The 24,029-nt window shown below is 42.2% G+C and carries 17 protein-coding genes; 14 read left to right on the forward strand and 3 right to left on the reverse strand.

What is annotated here, in order from left to right; genetic code table 11:
• Positions 1-50: 50 nt before the first annotated feature.
• The 14 genes from G7074_RS23255 (at position 51) to G7074_RS23315 (ending at position 19,608) form a co-directional block, all read left to right on the forward strand.
• A complete protein-coding gene (locus G7074_RS23255) occupies positions 51-1,211 on the forward strand; it encodes an ABC transporter substrate-binding protein (RefSeq protein WP_124561419.1) in 1,161 nt (386 codons plus the stop codon).
• On the forward strand, positions 1,208-2,359 hold the full coding sequence (locus G7074_RS23260) for a CaiB/BaiF CoA-transferase family protein (RefSeq protein WP_166211632.1): 1,152 nt from the start codon (positions 1,208-1,210) through the stop codon (positions 2,357-2,359). Before G7074_RS23255 ends, G7074_RS23260 begins: the two co-directional genes overlap by 4 nt.
• A gap of 306 nt (positions 2,360-2,665) precedes the next feature.
• Positions 2,666-3,829, forward strand: coding sequence for a CaiB/BaiF CoA-transferase family protein (locus G7074_RS23265; RefSeq protein WP_166211635.1), 1,164 nt, complete (start codon positions 2,666-2,668; stop codon positions 3,827-3,829).
• Complete coding sequence (locus G7074_RS23270) at positions 3,822-4,868, forward strand: extracellular solute-binding protein (protein WP_240916391.1); 1,047 nt, start codon at positions 3,822-3,824, stop codon at positions 4,866-4,868. Before G7074_RS23265 ends, G7074_RS23270 begins: the two co-directional genes overlap by 8 nt.
• Positions 4,865-5,056, forward strand: coding sequence for a hypothetical protein (locus tag G7074_RS27375; RefSeq protein ID WP_240916392.1), 192 nt, complete (start codon positions 4,865-4,867; stop codon positions 5,054-5,056). Before G7074_RS23270 ends, G7074_RS27375 begins: the two co-directional genes overlap by 4 nt.
• Complete coding sequence (locus tag G7074_RS23275) at positions 5,057-6,136, forward strand: Gfo/Idh/MocA family protein (protein ID WP_124561423.1); 1,080 nt, start codon at positions 5,057-5,059, stop codon at positions 6,134-6,136.
• 68 nt (positions 6,137-6,204) lie between these two features.
• The gene (locus G7074_RS23280; protein WP_240916393.1) at positions 6,205-6,564 is read left to right on the forward strand and encodes a MaoC/PaaZ C-terminal domain-containing protein; all 360 of its coding nucleotides are present in this window, start codon (positions 6,205-6,207) and stop codon (positions 6,562-6,564) included.
• Between the two features lie 206 nt (positions 6,565-6,770).
• Positions 6,771-8,066, forward strand: coding sequence for an L-fucose:H+ symporter permease (gene fucP, locus G7074_RS23285; protein ID WP_166211638.1), 1,296 nt, complete (start codon positions 6,771-6,773; stop codon positions 8,064-8,066).
• Between the two features lie 15 nt (positions 8,067-8,081).
• Positions 8,082-11,522, forward strand: a complete 3,441-nt coding sequence (locus G7074_RS23290; RefSeq protein WP_166211641.1) for a glycosyl hydrolase — start codon at positions 8,082-8,084, stop codon at positions 11,520-11,522.
• The gene (locus G7074_RS23295) at positions 11,519-13,603 is read left to right on the forward strand and encodes a glycoside hydrolase family 127 protein (RefSeq protein ID WP_124561427.1); all 2,085 of its coding nucleotides are present in this window, start codon (positions 11,519-11,521) and stop codon (positions 13,601-13,603) included. The genes G7074_RS23290 and G7074_RS23295 overlap by 4 nt, the downstream gene beginning before the upstream one ends.
• Positions 13,604-13,750: 147 nt before the next feature.
• Positions 13,751-15,169 carry a sialate O-acetylesterase gene (locus G7074_RS23300; protein WP_166211644.1) on the forward strand — a complete coding sequence of 473 codons (1,419 nt, stop codon included), beginning with the start codon at positions 13,751-13,753 and terminating at the stop codon, positions 15,167-15,169.
• A gap of 137 nt (positions 15,170-15,306) precedes the next feature.
• Positions 15,307-17,610 (forward strand): DUF5703 domain-containing protein, encoded by a 2,304-nt coding sequence (locus G7074_RS23305; RefSeq protein WP_124561429.1) that lies wholly within the window; start codon positions 15,307-15,309, stop codon positions 17,608-17,610.
• Positions 17,611-17,689: 79 nt separating this feature from the next.
• The gene (locus tag G7074_RS23310; protein WP_124561430.1) at positions 17,690-18,478 is read left to right on the forward strand and encodes an SDR family oxidoreductase; all 789 of its coding nucleotides are present in this window, start codon (positions 17,690-17,692) and stop codon (positions 18,476-18,478) included.
• Between the two features lie 110 nt (positions 18,479-18,588).
• Positions 18,589-19,608, forward strand: coding sequence for a zinc-binding alcohol dehydrogenase family protein (locus G7074_RS23315; RefSeq protein WP_124561431.1), 1,020 nt, complete (start codon positions 18,589-18,591; stop codon positions 19,606-19,608).
• Between the two features lie 214 nt (positions 19,609-19,822).
• Here the strand turns inward: G7074_RS23315 and araA are convergent, their stop codons facing one another.
• The 3 genes from araA to G7074_RS23330 form a co-directional block, all read right to left on the reverse strand.
• The gene (gene araA / locus G7074_RS23320) at positions 19,823-21,316 is read right to left on the reverse strand and encodes an L-arabinose isomerase (protein ID WP_124561432.1); all 1,494 of its coding nucleotides are present in this window, start codon (positions 21,314-21,316) and stop codon (positions 19,823-19,825) included.
• A 127-nt stretch (positions 21,317-21,443) separates the two neighbouring features.
• Positions 21,444-22,145 carry an L-ribulose-5-phosphate 4-epimerase gene (locus G7074_RS23325; protein ID WP_166211647.1) on the reverse strand — a complete coding sequence of 234 codons (702 nt, stop codon included), beginning with the start codon at positions 22,143-22,145 and terminating at the stop codon, positions 21,444-21,446.
• Positions 22,142-23,842: a ribulokinase gene (locus tag G7074_RS23330; RefSeq protein ID WP_166211650.1), complete on the reverse strand. Its 1,701-nt coding sequence runs from the start codon at positions 23,840-23,842 to the stop codon at positions 22,142-22,144. Before G7074_RS23330 ends, G7074_RS23325 begins: the two co-directional genes overlap by 4 nt.
• Positions 23,843-24,029: the final 187 nt, after the last annotated feature.

Here is a 24,029-nt window from a genome sequence, read left to right on the forward strand (position 1 = left end):
TTGCACTTCGCTCGAAATGACGGAATAAAAAAATTAAATAATAAGAATAAGTGGAGAAGACGATTAATTTAAAAGGAATAACCTGGAACCACAGTCGTGGGTTATTGCCCATGGTGGCAACCGCACAGCGTTTTTCAGAATTGCACCCTAACGTGAACATCACCTGGGAAAAGCGGAGCTTGCAACAATTTGCCGATTTCTCTATTCAGGAACTGGCCGAACATTTCGATCTGTTGGTAATTGATCACCCATGGGCTGGCTTTGCGGCCAAAACCAAATCAATTGTTCCTTTAGATTTTTACCTTAGCGAGGCTTATTTAAAAGATCAGGAAAACAATTCGCTGGGGCAATCTTACGAAAGTTATACCTACGATGATCATTTATGGGCTTTACCCATTGATGCTGCTACGCCTGTTGCCGCCAGCCGGCCGGATTTATTAACAGAAAGAGGCTTCTCTTTACCAAAGTCGTTTGAAGATTTACTAGCCCTGGCCGATGCGGGTCTGGTCGCTTTTGCAGGCATCCCAATTGATGTTTTAATGAATTTTTATACCCTTTGCTGCTCTCTGGGCGAAGATCCCTGCCAGAGCGATGATCAGGTAGTATCGATCGAAACCGGAGTAAAAGCATTGCAAATGTATCGCCAACTGGCATCAAAAATAGATCCGACCAACTTTAGCAGAAATCCGATTCAGGTTTATGAAGCCATGACTTTATCCGACGAAATTGCCTATTGTCCCTTTGCCTACGGTTATTCCAATTATTCGAGAAATGGTTATGCGCGCAAAGTGCTGCATTTTTATGATATGATCTCGCTGGATGGAAAAACCAATTTGAGGAGCACACTGGGCGGCACCGGATTGGCTATCTCTGCCAAATGTGCCGATCCCGAAATGGCGGCCAGATATGCTGAGTTTGTTGGTTCACCAGCTTGTCAGTCAACACTATATTTCGAAAGTGGAGGTCAGCCAGCTCATTTGGCAGCCTGGAAAAATGAAGAAGTAAACCGGCAAAGCCAGAATTACTTTTTAAATACCTTACCTGCCTTACAACGTGCATTTCTCCGTCCGCGCTATCATGGTTCGATGTATTTTCAGGATCATGCCGGCGATGTAGTGCGCGATTATTTGATGGGCAAAGGTGATGAAATAACAGTTTTAACTGTTTTGAACGAATTATATCAAAAATCTAAAAGCTTAGCAGTATCATGAACAGGCCGTTAGAAGGACTTTTGGTTTTAGAGTTCTGTCAGTTTTTGGCAGGACCATCGGCTGGCTTAAAACTGGCCGACTTAGGCGCACGCGTAATTAAAATCGAGCGACCTCAAACCGGCGATGCCTGTCGCGCTTTATCGATCAAAAATCTGTTTGTGGATGAAGACAGTTTGCTTTTCCATACCATCAACCGCAATAAAGAAAGTTATACCGCAGATTTAAAAAATCCGCAAGATTTAGAAAAACTTAAAAAACTGATTGCCAAAGCGGATGTGATGACGCATAATTTCAGACCGGGAGTAATGGAGAAAATTGGCCTGGATTATGCCCGGGTACAACAAATAAATCCAAAAATTATTTACGGCATGGTTACCGGCTATGGCAATGAGGGGCCGTGGAAAAACAAACCCGGCCAGGATTTATTGGTACAATCGGTTTCTGGTTTAACCTTTTTATCGGGGATAGATACCGATGGCCCCGTTCCATTTGGTTTATCTGTTTCTGATATTATGTGCGGTAATCACCTGGTACAGGGAATCATGGCAGCTTTAATTAAAAGGGCCAAAACCAATAAAAGTGTACTGGTTGAAGTGAGCCTGCTCGAATCGATTTTGGATGTGCAGTTTGAAGTAATTACCACTTACCTGAACGATGGGGGAAAATTACCAGATAGAAGCGGTGCAAAAGGCAGTGCGCATGCCTATTTAAGTGCGCCTTATGGCATGTACGAAACCAAAGACGGTTATATTGCCATGGCCATGGGAAACCTGCCAAATATTTGCGCCATTATCAATTGCGACATAACAGATTTATACGTTGAAGCAGGTTCTGCTTTCGAAAACCGCGATAAATTAATTGTACGGTTGGCCGAAACCTTTAAACAGGAAAATACCAGCAATTGGGTTAACCTGTTAGAAAGTAACGGTATCTGGTGTGCGGAGGTGCTCAATTACCAAACAGCCACTGCTTTAAGTACCTATAAAAATCTGAACATTGAGCAACAGATTGATTTGGACGGAGGAAAAAGTATCAAAACCACGGTAAGCCCGATCCGCCTGAACCAAAGAAAGTTATTTGCCAAAAAAGCTGCGCCAAAACTAGGTTTTGATACGGAAAGTATTAACAGGGAGTTTGAAATAAAATAGACAATCCGTCACCCTGAATTTATTTCAGGGTCTGTTTACAGTAGAAGAGATGCTGAAACAAGTTCAGCATGACGATCATGTTTACTTTAAACATATCCCACCAATATGGTTGGGATGACGAATAACTTAGAGTGTTTCGTGGTGACACGAACCACAAAGCAACCGATAGATAGTCGTCATTTCGACTGGAGCGCAGCGAAATGGAGAAATCTTTTAAAACAGATCCCTCCGCTACGGTCGGGATGACGGGAACGACTCGTTGGTCGGGACGACGGGAGAAGAATAAAGAATATAAAAAATAAAATTATGCGACCGCTTGAAGATTATTTAGTTATCGATTTCAGTCAGTTCCTTTCGGGGCCTTCTGCGAGTTTGCGTTTGGCTGATATGGGTGCGCGTGTAATCAAAATTGAGCGTTTAGGGGTAGGCGATATTTGTCGCACCCTTTACACTTCAAATCTGATTATGAATGGCGAATCGTCGGTTTTTCATGCCATTAACCGGAATAAGGAAAGTTTTGAAGTTGATTTAAAAAGCGTAGAAGATTGCGAAATGGTACGCGAGCTGCTTAAAAAAGCAGATGTGATGATCCACAACTTCCGGCCGGGCGTAATGGAACGTTTAGGTTTCGATTACCCATCCGTTAGTGCTTTAAATCCAGCCATTGTTTACGGCGAAATTTCGGGCTATGGAACTGATAGCGAATGGAAAAATAAACCCGGACAGGATTTGTTATTGCAATCTGTTACCGGATTAACCTCCCTTACCGGCAATGCAGATAGCGGTCCGGTTGCCATGGGCTTATCCATTGTAGATATGCTGGCAGGTGCACATCTGGCCCAGGGAATATTGGCCTGTTTATACCGCAAGGCCATCAAAAATGAAGGTGGTTTTGTGCAGGTTAGCATGATGGAATCGGCTTACGATTTTCAGTTTGAAACCATTACAACCTTTATGAACGATGGCGGCGCTTTGCCCGAAAGATCGAAGCAGAACAATGCAAATGCCTATTTGGGTGCCCCTTATGGCATTTACCAAACCGAAAATGGCTACCTGGCGTTGGCCATGGGCTCTATTCCTCAGTTGGGGAATTTACTGGGCTGCGAAAAGCTCGAAGATTATGTTGAAGTGAGCGAAGCTTTCGATAAACGCGATGAAATTAAAGCCATATTAGCCAGTCATTTGCTCAGCCAAACCACCGAAAAATGGCTTTCAAAATTAGAACCAGCCGATATCTGGTGTTCGGATGTATTAAACTGGAACGCTTTAATGCAACATGATGGTTTCAAAGTATTAAATATGATACAGGAAGTTCAAATGTTGGATGGCTATAAATATGAAACCACCAGATGCCCAATCCGTATTGATGGAGAATTATTAACTTCACCAAAAGGTTCGCCAAAACTGGGTCAGGACAACGAGAAAATCATCAAAGAATTTATTACACACAGTACCATTGCCAATGTCTAACCAAGCTGATACCTTCAAAATTGCCGTACGTAAATTTGGTCCTTTCGAATCTGCTATGCAGAAATTCTGGGACAGCTATTGTGCAGTTTCCGGTTGCACACTTCAACTGGAATTGGTGATTATGGATTTACACGAACTTTACGAGAGCACCATTACACGTAAAGGTTTGGCAAATGGTTTATTCGATATTGCCCACATCAATACCGATTGGGTGTATGAAGGTTACCTGAGTCAGGCATTTGAGATTTTAAACCCTTATATTAACACCAATAAACCGGTAAGCTTTCCCAACGGCTGGAGTAAATCGTTATTGAGCTTACAGCGTTTTGGCTGGGAAGTAGTGGGATTGCCCTTTCACGATGGCCCGGAATGTTTCATTTACCGCAAAGATTTATTTGAAAACGAAACTGAGCAGGCAAATTATCTAAAACAATATGGAAAGGTGCTCGAAGTACCCCAAACCTGGGAAGATTTTCATCAGGTAGCTCAGTTTTTCAACCGCCCGGCCGATAATCTGTATGGTAGCATCTTTGCCTGTTATCCCGACGGTCACAATACGGTTTTCGATTTTTGCCTCCAACTGTGGACCAGGGGAGGCAGCCTGGTAGATAAAGCCGGAAACATCAGCATTAATTGCCAGCCCGCTGTTGATGGCCTTGATTTTTACCGGAAAATAGTGAACGATAAAACCGCTGTTCATCCTCAATCAAAAGATTTTGAATCGGTTGCCGCCGGAGTAGCTTTTGCCAAGGGCGAAGCCGCCATGATGATCAACTGGTTTGGCTTTGCCGGAATGTGCGAAGTAGATGCAAATTCGAAGGTAAAAGGGAAAGTTGGGGTAGATTTACTACCTGCAGCTGCCGGTAAGGCATCGGCGTCCTTAAATGTATATTGGCTTTATACAATCGCCAAAGGCAGTAAAAACAAGGATGTAGCTTACGATTTTCTGAAATTTGCCACTAATGCAAAACAAGATAAACTGCTGACGCTGGAAGGGGCATCGGCTGCCGCCTTTCGACATGGAAAGATCCGGAGGTGAACGAAATTATTCCTTATTACCACAAATTAGAACAGTTGCATGAGGTGGCCAACATGCTGCCGCAGCATAAAAACTGGACACAAATAGCCAAAATTATTGATGAAATGGTTTTGAAAGCGATGCACACCACAGAAGCATCTGCAAGTTTAATTGAAAGAGCCCAAAACCAGATTAACGAATTGAATTAGATGAGTATCGATATCCAATATAAACCAACTTTACCCGAAACCAAACAGCCGATTATCATTATTGGTGCTGGTGGAATTGTGGCTGATGCCCATCTGCCTGCATATAAAATCGCTGGTTTCGAAGTTTATGGCATTGTAAACCGTACAAAAGAAAGAGCACAGAAACTGGCCGATGCTTTCGGCATTCCGCATGTTTTTGATACCCTTGCCGAGGCAGTTGCCGCAGCACCAAAAAATACGGTATTCGATGTTACCATCATGCCCGAGCAGTATATCGAAACGTTAAAGCAACTGCCCGATGGTGCAGCGGTTTTAATACAGAAACCAATGGGCGATGATTTTAACCAGGCCAAAGAAATTTTAGCTTTATGCCATGCAAAAAAACTCAAAGCCGCCATTAACTTTCAATTGCGTTTTGCGCCTTTTGTAAGTGCTGCAAGATACTTGATAAATAAAGGTTTAATTGGAGAACTGTATGACATGGAAGTGCGTGTTACCGTTAAAACCCCCTGGGAAATTTTCCCGCATGTAATTATTCACCCGCGTTTGGAAATTCAGTACCACAGTATCCATTATGTTGATTTAATCCGTTCATTTTTAGGCAATCCTAAAAGTGTGCTGGCTAAAACCTTAAAACACCCGGCTAAAAGTTTGTCTTCTTCGCGTTCTACCATTTTATTCGATTATGGAGATACCATGCATGCGGTAATTAACACTAACCACGACCATGATTTTGGTCCAAACCACCAGGAAAGCTACATCAAATGGGAGGGAACCAAAGGAGCCATTGTAGCTAAAATCGGCTTATTGATGGATTATCCGCATGGTGTGCCTGATGTTTTTGAATATTGCCTAGTAGAAGCAGGTAAAACACCGCTATGGCAAACCGTAAAACTGGAGGGTTCCTGGTTTCCAGAAGCCTTTATCGGTACCATGGCCAATTTAATGCGCTACAATGAAGGCTCAACCGATGTTCTACATACCAGTGTTGAAGATGTTATCGATACCATGGCGGTTGTGGAGAGTGCCTATCAATCGAGCGATACGGGTGGGGTGAAGGTTAAACAACAATTTAATTAAAACATCGTCCTCGTTTGTAACGAGGATGAAGGAGCAAAGCGATTGTATCGCTTAAAAAAACGAAAACTATGTATTTCAAATCAACATTTTTTGAAGACTACCAATTACAGGATAAACGTGTAACCTTAGGCCGCACCATAACCGAAACAGATTTTGTTGTTCACGCGGGACATACCGGCGATTTTTTTCCACACCACATGGATGCCGAGTGGTGTGCTACCCAACCGTTTAAACAGCGTATTGCACACGGCACCATGATTTTCAGCATTGGTATCGGTCTTACCGCTTCAGAGATTAATCCCGAAGCCATGTCGAAGGGTTACGATAAGCTTCGCTTTATAAAACCTGTTTTCATTGGCGATACCATCCACTCAACAGTAACCATTTCTGAAAAAGGGATAGCAAAAGACCTGAATATGGCACCGTAACCGAGCACGTAGAAATCATTAACCAGCACGGAGAAGTAGTACTGGTTTGCGACCATCTGCTTGTAGTAAAAAAAGTTCATTAGTTCTGTAATCATTAGTTCATTAGTCTGGATGCTTATATCTAAGCGCCATACCACCACCAATGAACAAGTGACACCAATGAACAAATGAACTATTGAACGAATGAACCAATAAAACCAAATATAATGAACCACAATACACCAGCTGAAATTGTAACTGAGCACGATCCCTCATCGGGGAAGAAGTACATATTACCATTTATACTTGTAGTTAGCCTATTTTTCCTTTGGGGAATGGCACATAACCTCGATTCTATCCTCATTCCACACCTTAAGAAAGCTTGTAATTTAAATAACCGCCAATCCACCTTAATTGATACTTCGGTTTTCTTTGCCTATTTCTTAATGGCCATTCCAGCAGGTATTGTTTTAAAGAAATGGGGCTACAAAGCGACAATGATTTCAGGTTTACTGGCCTTTGCATTTGGCGCATTTTTATTTGTTCCAGCGGCTAATAACCTTTCGTATATTACCTTTCTCATTGCACTTTTTATTATTGGTTGTGGTTTAACCCTGCTCGAAACCTCGGCAAATCCTTATGCTGCAGTATTGGGCGATCCGGCAAAAGCCACCAGCAGGTTAAACTTAGCCGCATCTTTTAACGGTTTAGCGGCCATGGTAGCACCAATGATTGGTGGTTTGTTTATCCTTTCCGGAAAATCGCATACCAAAGATCAACTTGCAGCAATGACTGAAACCAGCCGCAACAGTTATTTCCTTGAAGAAGCTGCTTCAGTTAAAACACCATACATCTCTCTGGGAATTATTTTACTGGTTATTGCAGTTATATTTTATTTCATCCACCTTCCCGAAATCAAAACCAAAAGTATTGATGGCGAAGCCAAAGGCAGTTTCTTTGGAGCATTACGTCACAAACACCTCAAGTGGGCAGTTGTAGCACAGTTCTTTTATGTGGGCGCACAGGTTTGCGTAACCAGTTTTTTCATCAGAATGGCGCAACAAGGTGGTGGTTTCGACGAGAAAACAGCTGCCTCTTACTTAGCCATATACGGACTCTTATTTACTGTGGGGCGCTTTGCAGGTACTGCGATCCTTCAGTTTGTATCTTCAAGTAAACTTCTGGTCATTTATGCAGTTATTTCGATAATCTTGTGCCTGGTAGCTATTTTAGGACAGGGTTCTTACGTCGTTTATGCTTTAGGCGGACTCGGATTCTTCATGTCGATTATGTTCCCGACTATTTTTGCACTGGGTATCGATGGCATTGGCGATGATACCAAACCGGGTTCATCGTGGCTCATTATGTCGATTGTTGGTGGGGCCATTTTGCCATTTGGTATGGGGAGCCTGATTGATTTGTATGGCGATAACATTCAGATTGGCTATAGCATACCACTAATTTGCTTTATAGTGGTGCTTTACTTCGGTTTAAGCGGCTATAAAATTGCACACAAATCTTAATTGCCTCTGCGAAAAATGAAACTTAGTTGGTTTAAGATACTGTCCGTTGTTTTATTGTTAAGCATAAGCTTTTCAAAGCAAACCTATGCTCAAAACGAAAATGCAAAGCCCTGGGTATTTTGGTACTGGATTAAGGCAGGCGTTTCAAAAGCAGGTATAACCGCCGATTTGGAGGCGATGAAAGCCAATGGCATTGGCGGAGCATATTTAATGAGCATCCAGGGCGCAGATAAGACACCGCTTTACAATCCGCCCAGTGTGCAGCTTACGCCTGAATGGTGGCAAATGGTCGAGTTTGCCATGAGTGAAGCCAAACGACTAAACCTTAAACTGGGCATGCATGTAAGCGATGGTTTCGCCCTGGCTGGTGGCCCCTGGATTAAACCCGAGCAATCTATGCAAAAAGTAGTTTGGTCAAAAATAAACATCAGTAATACAATCACTAAAATACATTTACCTCAACCCGAAAGTAAGGAAGATTATTACCGCAATATAGCGGTGTATGCTTATCCTTCACCTATTGGCGAAGGCATCTCTACACGCACGGTAATCCCTAAAATTACGGCTAGTAATGGTGCTGATGCAAGCGGATTGATAACGCCTGGCAATAAGAAAAACTTTGGTTCCAGCGAACCATGCTATATCCAGTACGAATTTGAAAAACCTTTCACTTGCCGAACGGTAACCATCAGGCTGAGCGGCAATAATTACCAGGCCCAGCGTCTGGCCATCCAGGTGAGTAACGACGGAAAAACCTATCGTTCCATTGGCAGGTTAGAGGCTCCGCGGCATGGCTGGCAGGACACAGATGAAGATGTTACGCATTCAATTGTGCCCACCACAGCTAAATTTTTCAGGTTTATTTACGATAAAATAGGTTCCGAACCAGGAGCAGAAGATTTAGATGCCGCCAAGTGGAAACCTTCATTAAAGCTGGTGAATCTCGAACTTTCTGCCGAAGTGCAGATTAATCAGTTTGAAGGGAAAAATGGCTCGGTTTGGCGGTTGAGCAAAAGAAGCACTGAGAGACAAATTGCCAAAAATCTTTGCGTTCCGTTAAAAGGTATTATTAACCTCACCAGTAAATTAAATCCTGACGGTACTTTAAACTGGAAAGCTCCAAAAGGAAACTGGACCATTCTAAGAATCGGACATACATCTACTGGCCATACCAATGCTACCGCAGGTGGTGGAATGGGCTTAGAGTGCGATAAATTTAATCCCGCAGCTGTTAAACTTCAATTCGATAGCTGGTACGGAGAAGCTTTAAAACACGGCGGACCCGAAATTGCTAAAAAGGTATTGAGTGTTTTTCATGTCGACAGCTGGGAGTGTGGCAGCCAGAACTGGTCGCCTTTGTTTAAAGCTGAATTTTTAAAACGCAGAGGTTATGATTTAACGCCCTATCTACCCATTATGACGGGTTTACCGGTAGAAAGCGCAAAAGTATCTGAAGATTTCTTATACGATGTAAGAAAAACCATTGCCGAACTGGTTGTTGATCAGTTTTATAAGACTCTGGCCAAGCTCGCAAAAGAAAAAGGTGTAACCTTTACAGCCGAGAGTGTGGCACCTACCATGGTAAGCGATGGCCTGTTACATTATAAAACCGTAGATGTACCCATGGGTGAATTTTGGCTGAACAGCCCTACACACGATAAACCAAATGATATGCTCGATGCCATTTCTGGTGCACATATTTATGGTAAAAATATTATTCAGGCCGAAGCATTTACCACCGTACGGATGGACTGGAACGAAAATCCGGGGAATATGAAAACGCTGCAGGACCGTAATTATGCCCTGGGAATTAACAAACTAAGCTACCACGTTTTTGCGCATAACCCCTGGGTGGATAGAAAGCCGGGGGTGACCTTAGATGGGGTAGGTCTTTATTTTCAGCGCGACCAAACCTGGTGGAAACTCGGAAAAGCCTGGATAGATTATGCCACACGCACACAAAATCTGTTGCAGCAAGGCAAACCAGTGGTTGATATTGCTGTTTTCACAGGCGAAGAATTACCCCGCCGTTCGGTTTTGCCCGATAGGTTGGTAGAAACCTTACCGGGAATTTTTGGAGCTGATGTTGTCGAATCGGAAAGAAAACGTTTGGCAAATGTTGGAGAACCATTGAGGCAGATTCCTTCCGGTGTTACCCATTCGGCCAACATGGCCGATCCCGAAAACTGGGTAAACCCTTTACGTGGCTATGCTTACGATAGTTTTAATCCCGATGTATTGGGCACCGCTACCGTTAAAAATGGTGATGTTGTTTTTGCAAGTGGTGCTACTTATAAAATTCTGGTATTCCCGGGAGCCATGAAAATGAACCCCAATTACCAGTACATGAGCTACGCAACAGTTAAAAAACTTTTCGAGTTGATAAAAGCAGGAGCTAAGGTAATTGTTGGAGATAAACCACTTTATCAATCTGGTATTAAACAGGTTAATGCCATGGAGTTTAATAAAATTGTGGATGAAATTTGGGGTGGAAACTTCGAATCATATAAAAACAATAACCATCCTGTTTACACCAAAAAAGTAGGATTGGGACAGATTTTTAAGGCACCTTTCTATGGCGAAACCTTTGATGTTTTAGGCTTGAAAAGAGATTTAAATATTAATGAATTCACAAACAATCATTTAAATAAGGATTATGCACCTGATATTGCTTACGCCCACAGAGTTGATGGAAACAAGGAAATTTACTTTATCTCTAATCAGCAAAATAGAAAAAGAGCATTACTCTTCAACATAAGAAATGGCAAAAAATCGATACAAAGCTATGATGCAGTAAGTAATGTATGGTCTGAGCCGCATAAGATTAACAACACATTTGATGGTACTGACATCAATTTAACCTTATATCCTAACCAATCTATTTTTTTGGTACTGGATACGCCGGAAGTATTTTCTTTTTATTCGCGTAGTGCAGAGGACGAATTGAAAGCCGCAAAAAATAAATCCATCGATAAAAAAGCGTTGGATATTTCAGATAACTGGCAAGTACAGTTCAATCCTGCTTATGGTGGCCCACCAAAACCAGTTGCCTTTAATCAGCTTAGCGATTGGACCAAAAATCCTGATTCATTAATCCGCTATTATTCCGGAACTGCAGTTTACACCAAAAATTTCACTTATAAGGGCGATACGCAAAAGGCCTGGATAGATTTAGGTGCTTTTTCGAGCATGGCAGAGGTTAAAATCAATGGCATTACTTGCGGCACTTTATGGACCCCGCCTTATCGCCTGGATATCAGCAAAGCCATTAAAAAAGGGGAGAACCAAATCAGTATTGAGGTAGTAAACACCTGGGCAAACCGTTTAATCGGCGATAGTAAATTACCTGAAGATAAAAGAATTACCAAAACAACAGCACCTTTCCGCTTGGAGGGAAAGCCATTAAATCCGGCTGGCTTATTGGGACCGGTTACCATTCAAATTGAAGAAAAATGATAAAAAAAGAATTGCATAGCTGCTCGTTTTTAAATGATATACTGAACCGTTGCTGGTCATTCATTTCTTTATCAGCTTTAGTCTTTATTTTTTTGGCTTTAGCCTCCGTGGCAAAAGCACAGGATAAGTCGCTGGTAAATACTTCAAACAGTCCTTATGCCAAACTGCACAGCATTAACCTGAGCGATGTAACCTGGACAAAAGGTTTCTGGGCCGACCGCTTTAAAGTTGCTACCGAAACCATGGTACCCAACATGTGGGCCATTTATAACGATCCTAAAATCAGTCATGCCTTCAAAAACTTCGAAATTGCTGCAGGCTTAGATACTGGATCACATGCAGGTCCATCTTTCCACGATGGTGATTATTACAAAACATTAGAAGCAGTAGCCGTACTTTACGCTTCGACCAAAAACCCTAAGCTGAACGATATGATGGATAAGGCGATTGCGGTAATCGGTAAATCGCAACGTGCAGATGGCTACATTTACACCAAAGCCATGATCGAGCAGCGAAAAACCGGCGCCAACAACCAGTTTCAGGATCGCCTTAGCTTCGAATCTTACAACATTGGTCACTTAATGACCGCCGGCTGCATCCATTACCGCGCTACAGGTAAAACCACCTTGCTCAATATCGCCAAAAAGGCTACCGATTATTTGTATAATTTCTACAAATCAGCTTCGCCTACTTTGGCCCGGAATGCCATTTGTCCATCACACTATATGGGCGTTGTGGAAATGTACCGGACTACAAAAGATACCCGCTACCTCGAACTGGCCAAACATTTAATTGCCATTAAAGGAAAAATAGACGACGGAACGGATGATAACCAGGATCGTATTCCCTTTTTACAGCAAACCAAAGCCATGGGGCACGCAGTAAGGGCCAATTACCTGTATGCTGGCGTTGCCGACTTATATGCCGAAACTGGTAAGGATTCGCTTTTGAAAACGCTTAATTTAATGTGGGATGACGTAAACCAGCATAAAATGTACATTACCGGTGGTTGTGGTTCGCTTTACGATGGCACGTCGCCTGATGGAACCTCATACAACCCGGCAGATGTGCAGAAAATACACCAGGCTTTCGGACGCGATTACCAGCTGCCCAACTTTACGGCACACAACGAAACCTGCGCCAATATTGGTAATGTGCTCTGGAATTGGCGCATGCTACAGATTAGCGGCGATGCAAAATATGCCGATGTGATGGAACTCGCACTTCACAACAGCGTTTTATCAGGCATTAGTTTAGATGGTAAGAATTTCTTGTATACCAATCCGCTTGCCCAATCAAATGATTTGCCCTTTAAACAACGCTGGTCGAAAGATCGTGTACCTTATATCGCTTTATCTAACTGTTGTCCACCAAATGTAGTGCGTACCATTGCGGAAGTGAGCGATTATGCCTACAGCGTTTCAGATAAAGGCTTGTGGTTCAATTTATATGGTGGTAACAACTTAAGTACTAGGCTGGCTGACGGCAGCAAGTTTTCCTTAACCCAAGAAACCGATTATCCATGGGATGGGAAGATCAAAATTACGATGAAAGAAAGTGCGGGCAAAGCCTATTCGATCTTTTTAAGGATCCCCGCCTGGACTCACGATGCAAAGATCAGCATTAATGGTAAAGCTGAAAAGATACCAGTAGTTCCGGGTACATACGCGGAGATTAAGCGGGTTTGGAAAAAAGGCGATAGGATTGATTTAAATTTACCTATGGAGGCTGTATTAATTGAAGCTAATCCTTTAGTAGAGGAGAACCGGAATCAGGTAGCCGTAAAGCGTGGCCCTGTGGTATATTGTTTAGAATCAACCGATTTACCGGGCAAAAGTATTTTCAATGCTTTTGTACCCGCCTCAACCAAATTTGAAGCTCAAACCATGGATATTGATGGAGCGAGGGTGATGGCATTAACGGGCAATGCTAAAATTGTAGCACCTAACAACTGGAAAAATGTACTTTACAAACCTATTGATGATAAAAATACAGCAACAACATTAAAACTGGTACCATACTTTGCCTGGGGCAACCGGGGCCATTCAGAAATGTCGGTTTGGTTGCCGCTGAGTAGATAAAATTACTCTGATCGTCATCTCGACTGAAGCAAAGCGGAATGGAGAGATCTATAATAGATTTTGCTTCGCAGAGCCTTCGGGTTCTCGACTACGTTGCACTTCGCTCGAAATGACGACCACGGTAATCGCTAAAAAAATAACACAACAATGAAATTAAAACTAATACTTTTCTTAAGCCTTTGCAGCAGCATTGCCTTCGCCACGGTAAAGCCTGCATCCATTTTTACCGATCACATGGTGCTACAACAGCAAAGCAATGTAGCCATATGGGGCTGGGCAAAACCCGCAAGCAAAGTTAAAATTGTGACTTCTTGGAACAAATCAAGCTATACCGTAAGTTCAGATCAGGCTGGAAAATGGAAAGTTAAAGTGGCTACCCCTTTAGCCGGCGGACCATACGAAATTGAACTAAATGATGGCGAAAAACTGGTACTGAAAGACATCCTGATTGGCGAAGTTTGGTTTTGTGGTGGCCAGTCTAATATGGAAATGCCCATGAAAGGTTTTAAAAGCCAACCCATAATCGGTTCAAACGAAGTGATTTTAAAGTCTTCTAATCCAAATATTAGGTTGTACACGGTTCCGCGTTCATCTATCACAGAGCGGCAGGATAACAGCAAACCTTCGCAATGGAAACTATCAGAGCCAGAAGCCGTTTCGAATTTCAGTGCTACCGCTTATTATTTCGGTTCGCTGCTGAGCGAAATGTTGCATGTACCCATTGGTTTAATCAACGATAGTTACGGCGGTTCTACTATCGAGGCATGGATGTCGCCAGATGATTTAAAGCCCTTTACAGAAGTTAAAATCCCTGCAAAAGGCGATTCCATTAAAGAAGTAAGCAGAACGCCCACTACTTTATACAACGGCATGCTTTATCCGGTTATTGGTTATGGCATTAAGGGTGCCATCTGGTATCAGGGCGAATCCAATTACGAGCGGCCACAGCGTTACGAAGATTTATTCCAAGCCATGGTTTCGAGTTGGCGACAACACTGGGATAACGGCGAATTTCCTTTTTACTATGCGCAAATTGCACCCTACAACTATTCATTAATAGCCAAACCAGGCACCAACTATAATTCGGCTTATTTAAGAGATGCCCAGCGCAAATCGCTCAGTAAAATCCCACATAGCGGAATGGCGGTTTTAATGGATATTGGCGAAGAAAAATCTATTCACCCCGCCAATAAAAAGCAAGGTGGCGAAAGGCTTGCCTATCTAGCCCTGGCTCAAACTTATGGCATCAAAGGCTTTGGTGCATTTAGTCCTACATATGAATCGGTAAGTATTGAAAAAAATACTGCCACCATTAAATTTCAAAATGTACCCAACGGATTAACTTCTTTTGGTAAAACATTATCTTTATTTGAGATTGCGGGCGCAGACCAGAAATTTTATCCAGCCAAAGCAGCGATAAAAGGCAGCAGTGTAATCGTTTCGGCCGAAGAGGTAAAAATACCTGTAGCGGTACGTTATGCCTTTAAAGATTTTGTAAACGGCGATTTATTTGGGAATGATGGCCTGCCAGTTTCCTCTTTCCGTACCGACAATTGGGAGCAATAACCATGATTTTAACCACAAAGACACAAAAGCAAAGAAATATTTTGAGAATGGACTTAAATGTGCTTATGCATTTGATATGGTCAATATTTTTAAACCATTCCTCAGGTGTTCTTAGATCTCTCAGGTGGTCGAAAATAATGCACCTTGAAACTAAAAAACTTGCCTTGGTGCTCTTAGTGCCTTTCTGTTTCGCTATACCAGCTGCATTTTCACAAGGAAAAGATTTAGCTAACGTAGTTTGGACTAACCAAAGTATCAATTCAGCCGAATCTATGCCGGTTGGCGGTGGCGATATCGGTTTAAATCTCTGGGTAGAAAAAGGCGAAGTTTACCTGTACCTTTCACGCAGTGGGACCTTCGATGAAAACAATACCCTCTTAAAACTTGGCCGAATCAAGCTCCAGTTCAGCCCGAACCCATTTGCTGGACAAACTTTTAAACAAGAACTGGTTTTGAAAGATGGTTATGCCCAAATCTCAGGTGCAAACGGAAAAACAAAAACCGAAATCAAAGTTTGGGTAGATGTTTTTAAACCTGTTATCCATTTAAACATCCAATCGGGCGAAAAAATAACAACAACTGCTAGCTACGAAAACTGGCGTTTTGCAGACCGCATTACTAAGGGTAAAGAAAATAACCAGAACTCGTATAAATGGGCGCCGCAAGGCATTGTAAAAACATTAAAAGATGAAATTGCCTTTAAGCAAAACCGCATACAGTTTTATCACCAAAACAAAGCAGAAACCGTATTCGATGTAGCCGTAAAGCAGCAAGGATTGGAGGATAGAAAAACCGGGCTGTTTAATCCCTTAAAAAACCTGGTTTTTGGCGGTTTAATGCAGGGAGATAATATGGTAGTAGCTGGAAATTACAATGGAACTTATTTGAGCACCCCCTTTAAGGCCTGGAGCCTGAAAAGTAAAAAACCAACTACAGCCGAACACCTCACCATTACACTACATACCAGTAAAACTGCGGCTATTGATATCTGGGAAAAGGAACTAAACAGCCTTAACCAAAGCATCAAAAACGATCAGCAAGCCAGCATCAAATGGTGGAATAATTACTGGAACAAAAGTTTCATTTACATACAGGCTAAAGATGAAGCTGCTAACCAATCGGCTAAAAACTATCAGCTTTTCCGCTACATGTTGGGCTGTAATGCATTCGGTAAATATCCCACTAAATTTAACGGCGGATTATTCACTTTCGATCCGCAGCTTACCGATACAGCTTTAAAATATACTCCTGATTTCAGAAACTGGGGAGGAGGTACCCATACCGCACAAAATCAGCGTTTGGTTTACTGGCCTATGCTTAAAAGTGGCGATTTCGATATGATGACACCGCAGTTCGATTTCTATCTCAATTTACTCAGAAATGCAGAAATCCGAACAGAAGTTGCATGGGGCCATAAAGGAGCAAGTTTTACCGAGCAATTGGAGAATTTCGGACTACCAAATCCTGCCGAATACGGCTGGAAACGTCCAGCTGATTTTGATAAAGGTGTGGAATATAACGCCTGGCTCGAATACGAATGGGATACGGTTCTGGAGTTTTGTATGATGATCCTCGAAACGAATCGCTACGACAACCGGAATATAGATAAGTATCTGTCATTGATTGAAAGCTCGCTAACGTTCTTCAAAGAGCATTATACTTATTTAGCCAAACAACGTGGTGCAAAAGCTCTTGATGGTGACGGGCATTTGGTTTTGTATCCCGGTTCAGGTGCAGAAACCTATAAAATGGCATACAATTCAACTTCTACCATTGCAGCACTGAAAACGGTGCTCCAGCGCCTGGTCGAATTGCCTGGCTTAACCGAAAATAAACGTAACGAATGGACAGCAATGCTCAAAACCATTCCTGATATCAATTTCAGATCTTTTCAGGGGCATACCACCATTGCTCCTGCAAAACTTTGGGAAAGGATTAATAATGTAGAAAGTCCGCAACTATATCCGGTTTATCCATGGGGTATTTATGGTATTGGGAAGCCTGATTTAGATACCGCCATCAATACCTTTAAATACGATACTGATGTACTTAAATTTCGCAGTCATGTAGGATGGAAACAGGATAATATTTTTGCCGCCAGATTAGGTTTAAGCGAAGAAGCAGCCAGATTAACAACGCTAAAATTAAAAGATTCAGAACGAAGGTTTCCTGCCTTTTGGGGACCGGGCTTCGACTGGGCACCCGATCACAATTGGGGTGGCTCCGGAATGATTGGTTTACAGGAAATGCTTTTGCAGGCAGATGGAAAACAGATTTACCTTTTTCCAGCCTGGCCGAAAGCTTGGGACGTACATTTTAAATTGCATGCGCCATACCAAACTACGGTAGAAGGAACTTTAAAAGATGGAAAATTGATCGATTTGAAAGTATTACCCGAATCGAGGAAGAAGGATATTATAAATATGAATAACCACAGATAAAAAGGATGAACACAGATTTCAATATAAAAAAACGTTATCCGTGTTTATCTGTGAAATCTGTGGCAAAAAATGAAAAAATATGGATTTACAGTTAAAAGAAAAAGTTATTATCATTACCGGCGCGGCTAAAGGCATTGGCCGAAGTATTGCCGAAGTATTTGCTAAGGAAGATGCCATTGCCGTAATTGTAGGCAGAAAGGCTGAAGACAACCAGAAAGTGGTTGACGAAATTACTGCGCAAGGCAAAAAAGCCGAACAGTTTGTAGCCGAACTTTCCCGACCTGAAGATTGCGAAAAAGTAGTTGCGCAAATCGTAGCTAAATTTGGCAGGATAGACGGTTTGGTTAACAATGCTGGCGTGAATGATGGAGTAGGCCTTGAAAGTGGTAATTATGAAGGTTTCATGGCATCGCTGCACAAAAATGTAATACATTACTATTTAATGGCGCATCATGCCTTGCCCGAGCTGATTAAAAGCAAAGGAGCAATTGTAAACATTACTTCAAAAACTGCCGAAACCGGTCAGGGAAATACCTCTGCCTACGCAGCAGCCAATGGCGGTAGAAACGCATTAACCCGCGAGTGGGCGGTAGAGCTATTAAAATATGGGATCAGGGTAAATGCGGTGGTAGTAGCCGAATGCTGGACACCAGCCTACGAAACCTGGATCGAAACCCTGACAGATGCACAGGAAAAGCTGAACGAAATTACGGCTAAAATCCCTTTAGAAAACAGAATGACAACCGCCGAAGAAATTGCGAATATGACAGTTTTTCTAATGTCGAACAAATCAAGCCACACTACCGGACAGATTATCCATGTAGATGGCGGATATGTGCACTTAGACAGAGCTTTGGCAAATGCTTAAATATTAATTATTGAATGAAAGAGTTATGAATGATTGAATATTATCAACAATATATTTATTCATTAATTAGCATTCAATCTATCATTCAAAATTCAATCATTAAAATTAAAATGAAAACCCTTACCTGTACAACCCCTGGCACTTTCGAATATTCAGAAACTGAAAAACCTGAACTTCAAAAAGACCAGGCCATTATTAAAATAAAGAGAATTGGCATTTGTGGTACCGACTTACATGCTTTTGAAGGCACGCAACCTTTCTTCAATTATCCACGCATTTTAGGGCACGAGCTTTCGGGCGAGCTGGTTGCCATTGATGGCAGAAGCGATTTTAAAATAGGAGAGGCTGTTACCTTTATTCCTTATTTTAATTGCGGCGAATGTATTGCCTGCCGCATGCACAAACCCAATTGCTGTGTTAAAATGCAGGTTTGCGGTGTGCATGTAGATGGTGGTATGCGCGAATATTTAACTGTGCCATCGCGTACGCTTTTGCATGGCGAAGGCTTGAGTTATGATGAACTTGCTTTGGTAGAACCTCTGGCCATTGGTGCTCATGGGGTGCGCAGGGCTGATGTACAACCCGGCGAATTTGTGCTGGTAATAGGAGCTGGTCCAATCGGCTTGGGTACAATGGAATTTGCCCGTATTGCCAGCGCAGAGGTAATTGCACTCGACATAAATGATGACCGTCTGAAGTTTTGCAAAGAAAAATTAGGTGTTACACACACCATAAATGCCTTATCGCCTGATGTAACGGAGCATCTAAGTAAAATTACCAATGGCGATATGCCTACAGTGGTAATCGATGCAACAGGTAACCAAAAAGCCATAAACAATGCCATAAACTACATGGCCCATGGAGCCAGATTTGTATTGATTGGCCTGCAAAAAGGAGATTTAATTTTTAATCACCCCGAATTCCACAAACGCGAGTCGACCTTAATGAGCAGCAGAAATGCTACCATTGTAGATTTTGAACATGTAATTCAATCTATCAAAACCGGTTTGGTTAACCCCGCAACATATATCACCCATCAGGTTAATTTTGAAGACATTAAAGATAACTTTGAAAGCTGGTTAGATCCGAAAAACGGGGTAATTAAGGCAATTGCAAAGATTGGGGAGTAGATAAATCTGTCATTCTGAACGCAGTGAAGAATCTCTAACCGAATTGTTTAATTGGATGGGATTCTTCACTGCGTTCAGAATGACAAAAACCATCGTCCGCGTTTGCAACGCGGATGTACGAGAACAGCGATTGTATCGCTGCCGAACCATAGGCATAAAAAAAGCCGATAATTTAGATCATTATCGGCTTTAACATTATCGAGCGCTTTGTTGCTTAACCTTTATAAAAAACCTCATTCCAATGTAGTTCATTTCTAAACTGGTTGATTTTGGTATCAGCTCCGATATTTATGTATTCTAATCCTGCGATGTTTGCAAAATCTGATAAGTGTTCGGTAGTTAAATTCTGACTGTAGGCTGTATGGTGTGCACCACCTGCGTAAATCCATGCCGCACAACCCGTTTTCATATCCGGCAGCGGTTTCCAGAGCACACGGGCAACAGGAAGATTAGGCAGGTCATTTTCGGCCTCAACTGCTTTAACCTCATTAACCAGTAAACGGAAACGGTTACCCATATCAATTAACGATGCATTTAAGGCATCGCCGCCACCTACGTTAAACACTAAACGTGCAGGATCGGCTTTACCGCCAATACCCAGCGGATGCACTTCTAAACTTGCTTTTCCCGAAGCTAAGCTGGCATCAACTTCCAGCATGTGCGAACCTAGAACCAATGCATTAGAAGGATCGAAATGATAAGTATAGTCTTCCATAAAAGCATTTCCGCCCGGTAAACCAGCACCCATTACTTTGCAGGCGCGTACCAAAGCCGCTGTTTTCCAGTCACCTTCACCGGCAAAACCATAACCATCGGCCATTAAGCGTTGGGCAGCAATACCTGGTAACTGAATCATACCATGTAAATCTTCAAAAGTATCAGAGAAACCTTTAAAACCGCCATCAACCAGGAATTTCCGTAAGCCAAGTTCAATTTTGGCAGCATCGTAAACCGATTGATGTCTCGCACCACCAGCCTTCAAATCATCGGCCATCTCGTAAGTAGCCTCGTACTCTTTTAGTAAAGCTTGAATAGCATCTTCACCAACTCCATTAATCACGGCCACTAAATCGCCAATGCCATAAGTATTTACCGAGAAACCGAATTTCATTTCTGCTTCAACTTTATCGCCATCCGTTACGGCTACAAAGCGCATATTATCACCAAAACGCACAAATTTAGCACCTTGCCAATCGTTCCAGCCTGCAGCAGCTCTGCACCAGGTATCAATCTGTTTAGCTACTTCTTCATCCTGCCAGTGCCCAACCACAACTTTACGGTCTTTACGCATACGCGAAACCATAAAACCGAATTCGCGGTCGCCATGTGCACTTTGGTTCAGGTTCATAAAATCCATATCAATCGTATTCCACGGAATATCGCGGTTAAACTGAGTATGTAAGTGCAGCAATGGTTTTTGCAATACATTTAAGCCTCTGATCCACATTTTAGCAGGCGAGAAAGTGTGCATCCAGGTAATTACCCCGATACAATTTTCGTCGATATTGGCTTGCTGTAAAGTTTCAAAAATCTCTTCGGTAGTTTTCACAATCGGTTTGTACACCACAGAAACCGAGATATTTCCATTCTTGTTTAACGAATCAGCAACTTGTTGTGCATGCGCTGCCACTTGTTTTAAGGTTTCTTCGCCGTACAAATGTTGTGTTCCGGTAATAAACCAAACCTGTAATTTTTTTAAATCAATCATTACTGTTTATGTTGTTTTTATTTATTCAATTAAACCTCACAGGTTTTATAAAACTGTGAGGTTTCTTATTTTTTGTTCAATTTCGGTTAATGAAACTCCTAACTGCCAGCTCAAAACTGAGAACTAACTACTTCTGTCCGTAATAAGCACCGGCTCCATGCTTGCGTTCATAATGCTTCTCAATGAGCGAGTCTTTTAACTTCGGGGCCTGTGGATTAATTTGCTGCGTTAATAAGGCCATCTGCGCAACTGCTTCTAGCACTGCGCTGTTGTAAACCGCTTTTTCTGCAGTTTTTCCCCAGGTAAAAGGAGCGTGGTTACTCACTAAAATCATTTCTACTTCTTTATGGCTTAAACCTAAACTTTCAAAATGGTTTATAATCTGGAAACCCGTTTCATATTCATAATTGCCTTTAATCATGGCATCATCCATAGGAGGCGCGCAGGGAATATCAACAGTTAAATGGTCGGCATGGGTGGTACCAAAAATCGGGATGGCTTTTTGTGCCTGTGCCCACGCCGTACCATAAGTAGAGTGGGTATGTACTACACCACCAATATTTTCCCAGTGTTTGTACAAAACAGCATGTGTTTGGGTATCAGAAGAGGGACGAAGGTTCCCTTCAACCGTGTTACCATCAAAATCTACAATCACCATTTTTTCCGGTGTTAAATCATCATAAGGCACACCGCTCGGTTTAATGGCAAAAATGCCTTTAGCACGATCGGCAGCGCTTACATTACCAAAGGTAAAAAGTACCAGCCCTAGTTTGGGCAACTGCATATTGGCCTCGTAGGCCTGCTGTTTTATGTCCTGATAGTTGCTCATGATAAATAAGGTTTTACGTCTTTTTTACTGTATTTCTCCAGGTAACGGCCCAGGCCTAAATATTGATCGTAATGCTGGCGGTAAAGCTTTTGCTTTTTCACGTTGGGTTGGTATTCTTTTTCAAAACCAGTTCCCATGGCAGCCATTGCAGCCTCAATGTTTGGATAAATACCTGCCGCAACAGCAGCAAACATGGCTGCACCTAAAGCGCAGGTATGCTCAAAACGGTGAATCCTGATTGGCATTTCTAATACATCGGCCATCATTTGCATAATATAAGCCGATTTTTTAGCCACACCACCAATACCAATAATCCCTTTTACAGGTACGCCTTGTTCTATAAAGCGATCTACAATGGCCTTAGCCCCGAAACAAGTTGCTGCAGCCAATGCCCGGAAAAATCTTGGAGCATCGGTACCCAAGCCTAAACCTGTTATAGCGCCTTTAAGTTCCTGGTTGGCATCAGGTGTTCTGCGACCGTTCAACCAATCTACAGCCAGCTCTGCATAATCTTCGTCCTCTAAAGCATCGGCCTGCTTACTCAAATTGGCAATAATCTTGGCTTCAAGCTCTTCCTTTAAAGCCAGCGCCGTAGCTTCATTTATTAATTCAGATTCCGTTAATAAACTATTTAGTGGCCAGCTGATTAAATTTTTAAACCAAGCATATACATCACCAAAAGCCGATTGTCCGGCTTCCAAACCGGCCATCCCCGGAATTACCGAACCATTTACCTGTCCGCAGATACCGTTAATCAGTTTACCATGTAAATCTTCGTTTGGTGCCACTAATATATCGCAGGTACTCGTGCCCATTACTTTACTTAAATAATAGGGTTCAATCTGACCTCCAACAGCTCCCATGTGCGCATCAAAAGCTCCTACACCAATTACCACATCGGTATTTAAGCCTAACTTATCAGCCCATTCGGTACATAAAGTTCCTGCAGCAATATCAGAAGTATCGGTATCGTTAAATAATTTGGCCCTGAAACCAGCCAAAAGCGGATCGAGACTGCTAAAGAAATCTTCTGGCGGTAAACCATTAAATTCTTCTGCCCATAAGGCTTTGTGTCCTGCGGCACAGCGGCTGCGTTTCATGGTGGTTACATCTTTGCCGCCACAGAGTAAAAATGGAACCCAATCACAATGTTCCACCCACGATTGGGCACTTTTCTTAATCGCCGAATCGACCCTTAAGGTGCGCAAAAGCTTAGCCCAAAACCATTCAGAGGAATAAATTCCACCTACATATTTTAAATAATTGGTTTCGAATTTGGTAGCATGCTCGTTAATTTCTGCCGCTTCCTTAACCGCGGTATGATCTTTCCATAATACAAACATGGCGTTAGGATTTTCTTCAAAACCAGGTGTTAAGGCCAAGGGAGTACCACTTGCATCAACCGCCACCGGACTTGAACCCGTAGTATCAACAGAGATTCCCTTTACCAGTCGGGCAATTTCTGCACCACCAGCTTTTTCTATACACTGTTTGATGGTGTATTCCAATCCTTCAATATAATCTAGCGGATGTTGCCTGAATTGATTAATAGCAGGTTTACAATATAAACCTTTTTGCCATCGTGGATAAAGAAAAACAGAGGCCGAAATTTCTTTCCCGTTAGCGGTATCGACTAAAACAGAACGAACAGAATCCGTCCCGTAATCTACGCCTATTACATAGTTTGCTGTGCTCATAACAATAAATAATCGTCTAATTAACGTTTATTTTTTTGAATTAAAAAATTTTATCGTTTTTTTATCTTTCAGGAAAAGGGAAGGGCTTAAAAATTAACATTTTTGCTGCAAATAAATAGTGCATCACAAAGTTTGAAATGAATATATTTATCCTGAACAATAACAAGTTACTGATTTAAAAACAAAT

Origin of the sequence: Pedobacter sp. HDW13 (assembly GCF_011303555.1) — a bacterium.
Lineage (GTDB): Bacteria > Bacteroidota > Bacteroidia > Sphingobacteriales > Sphingobacteriaceae > Pedobacter.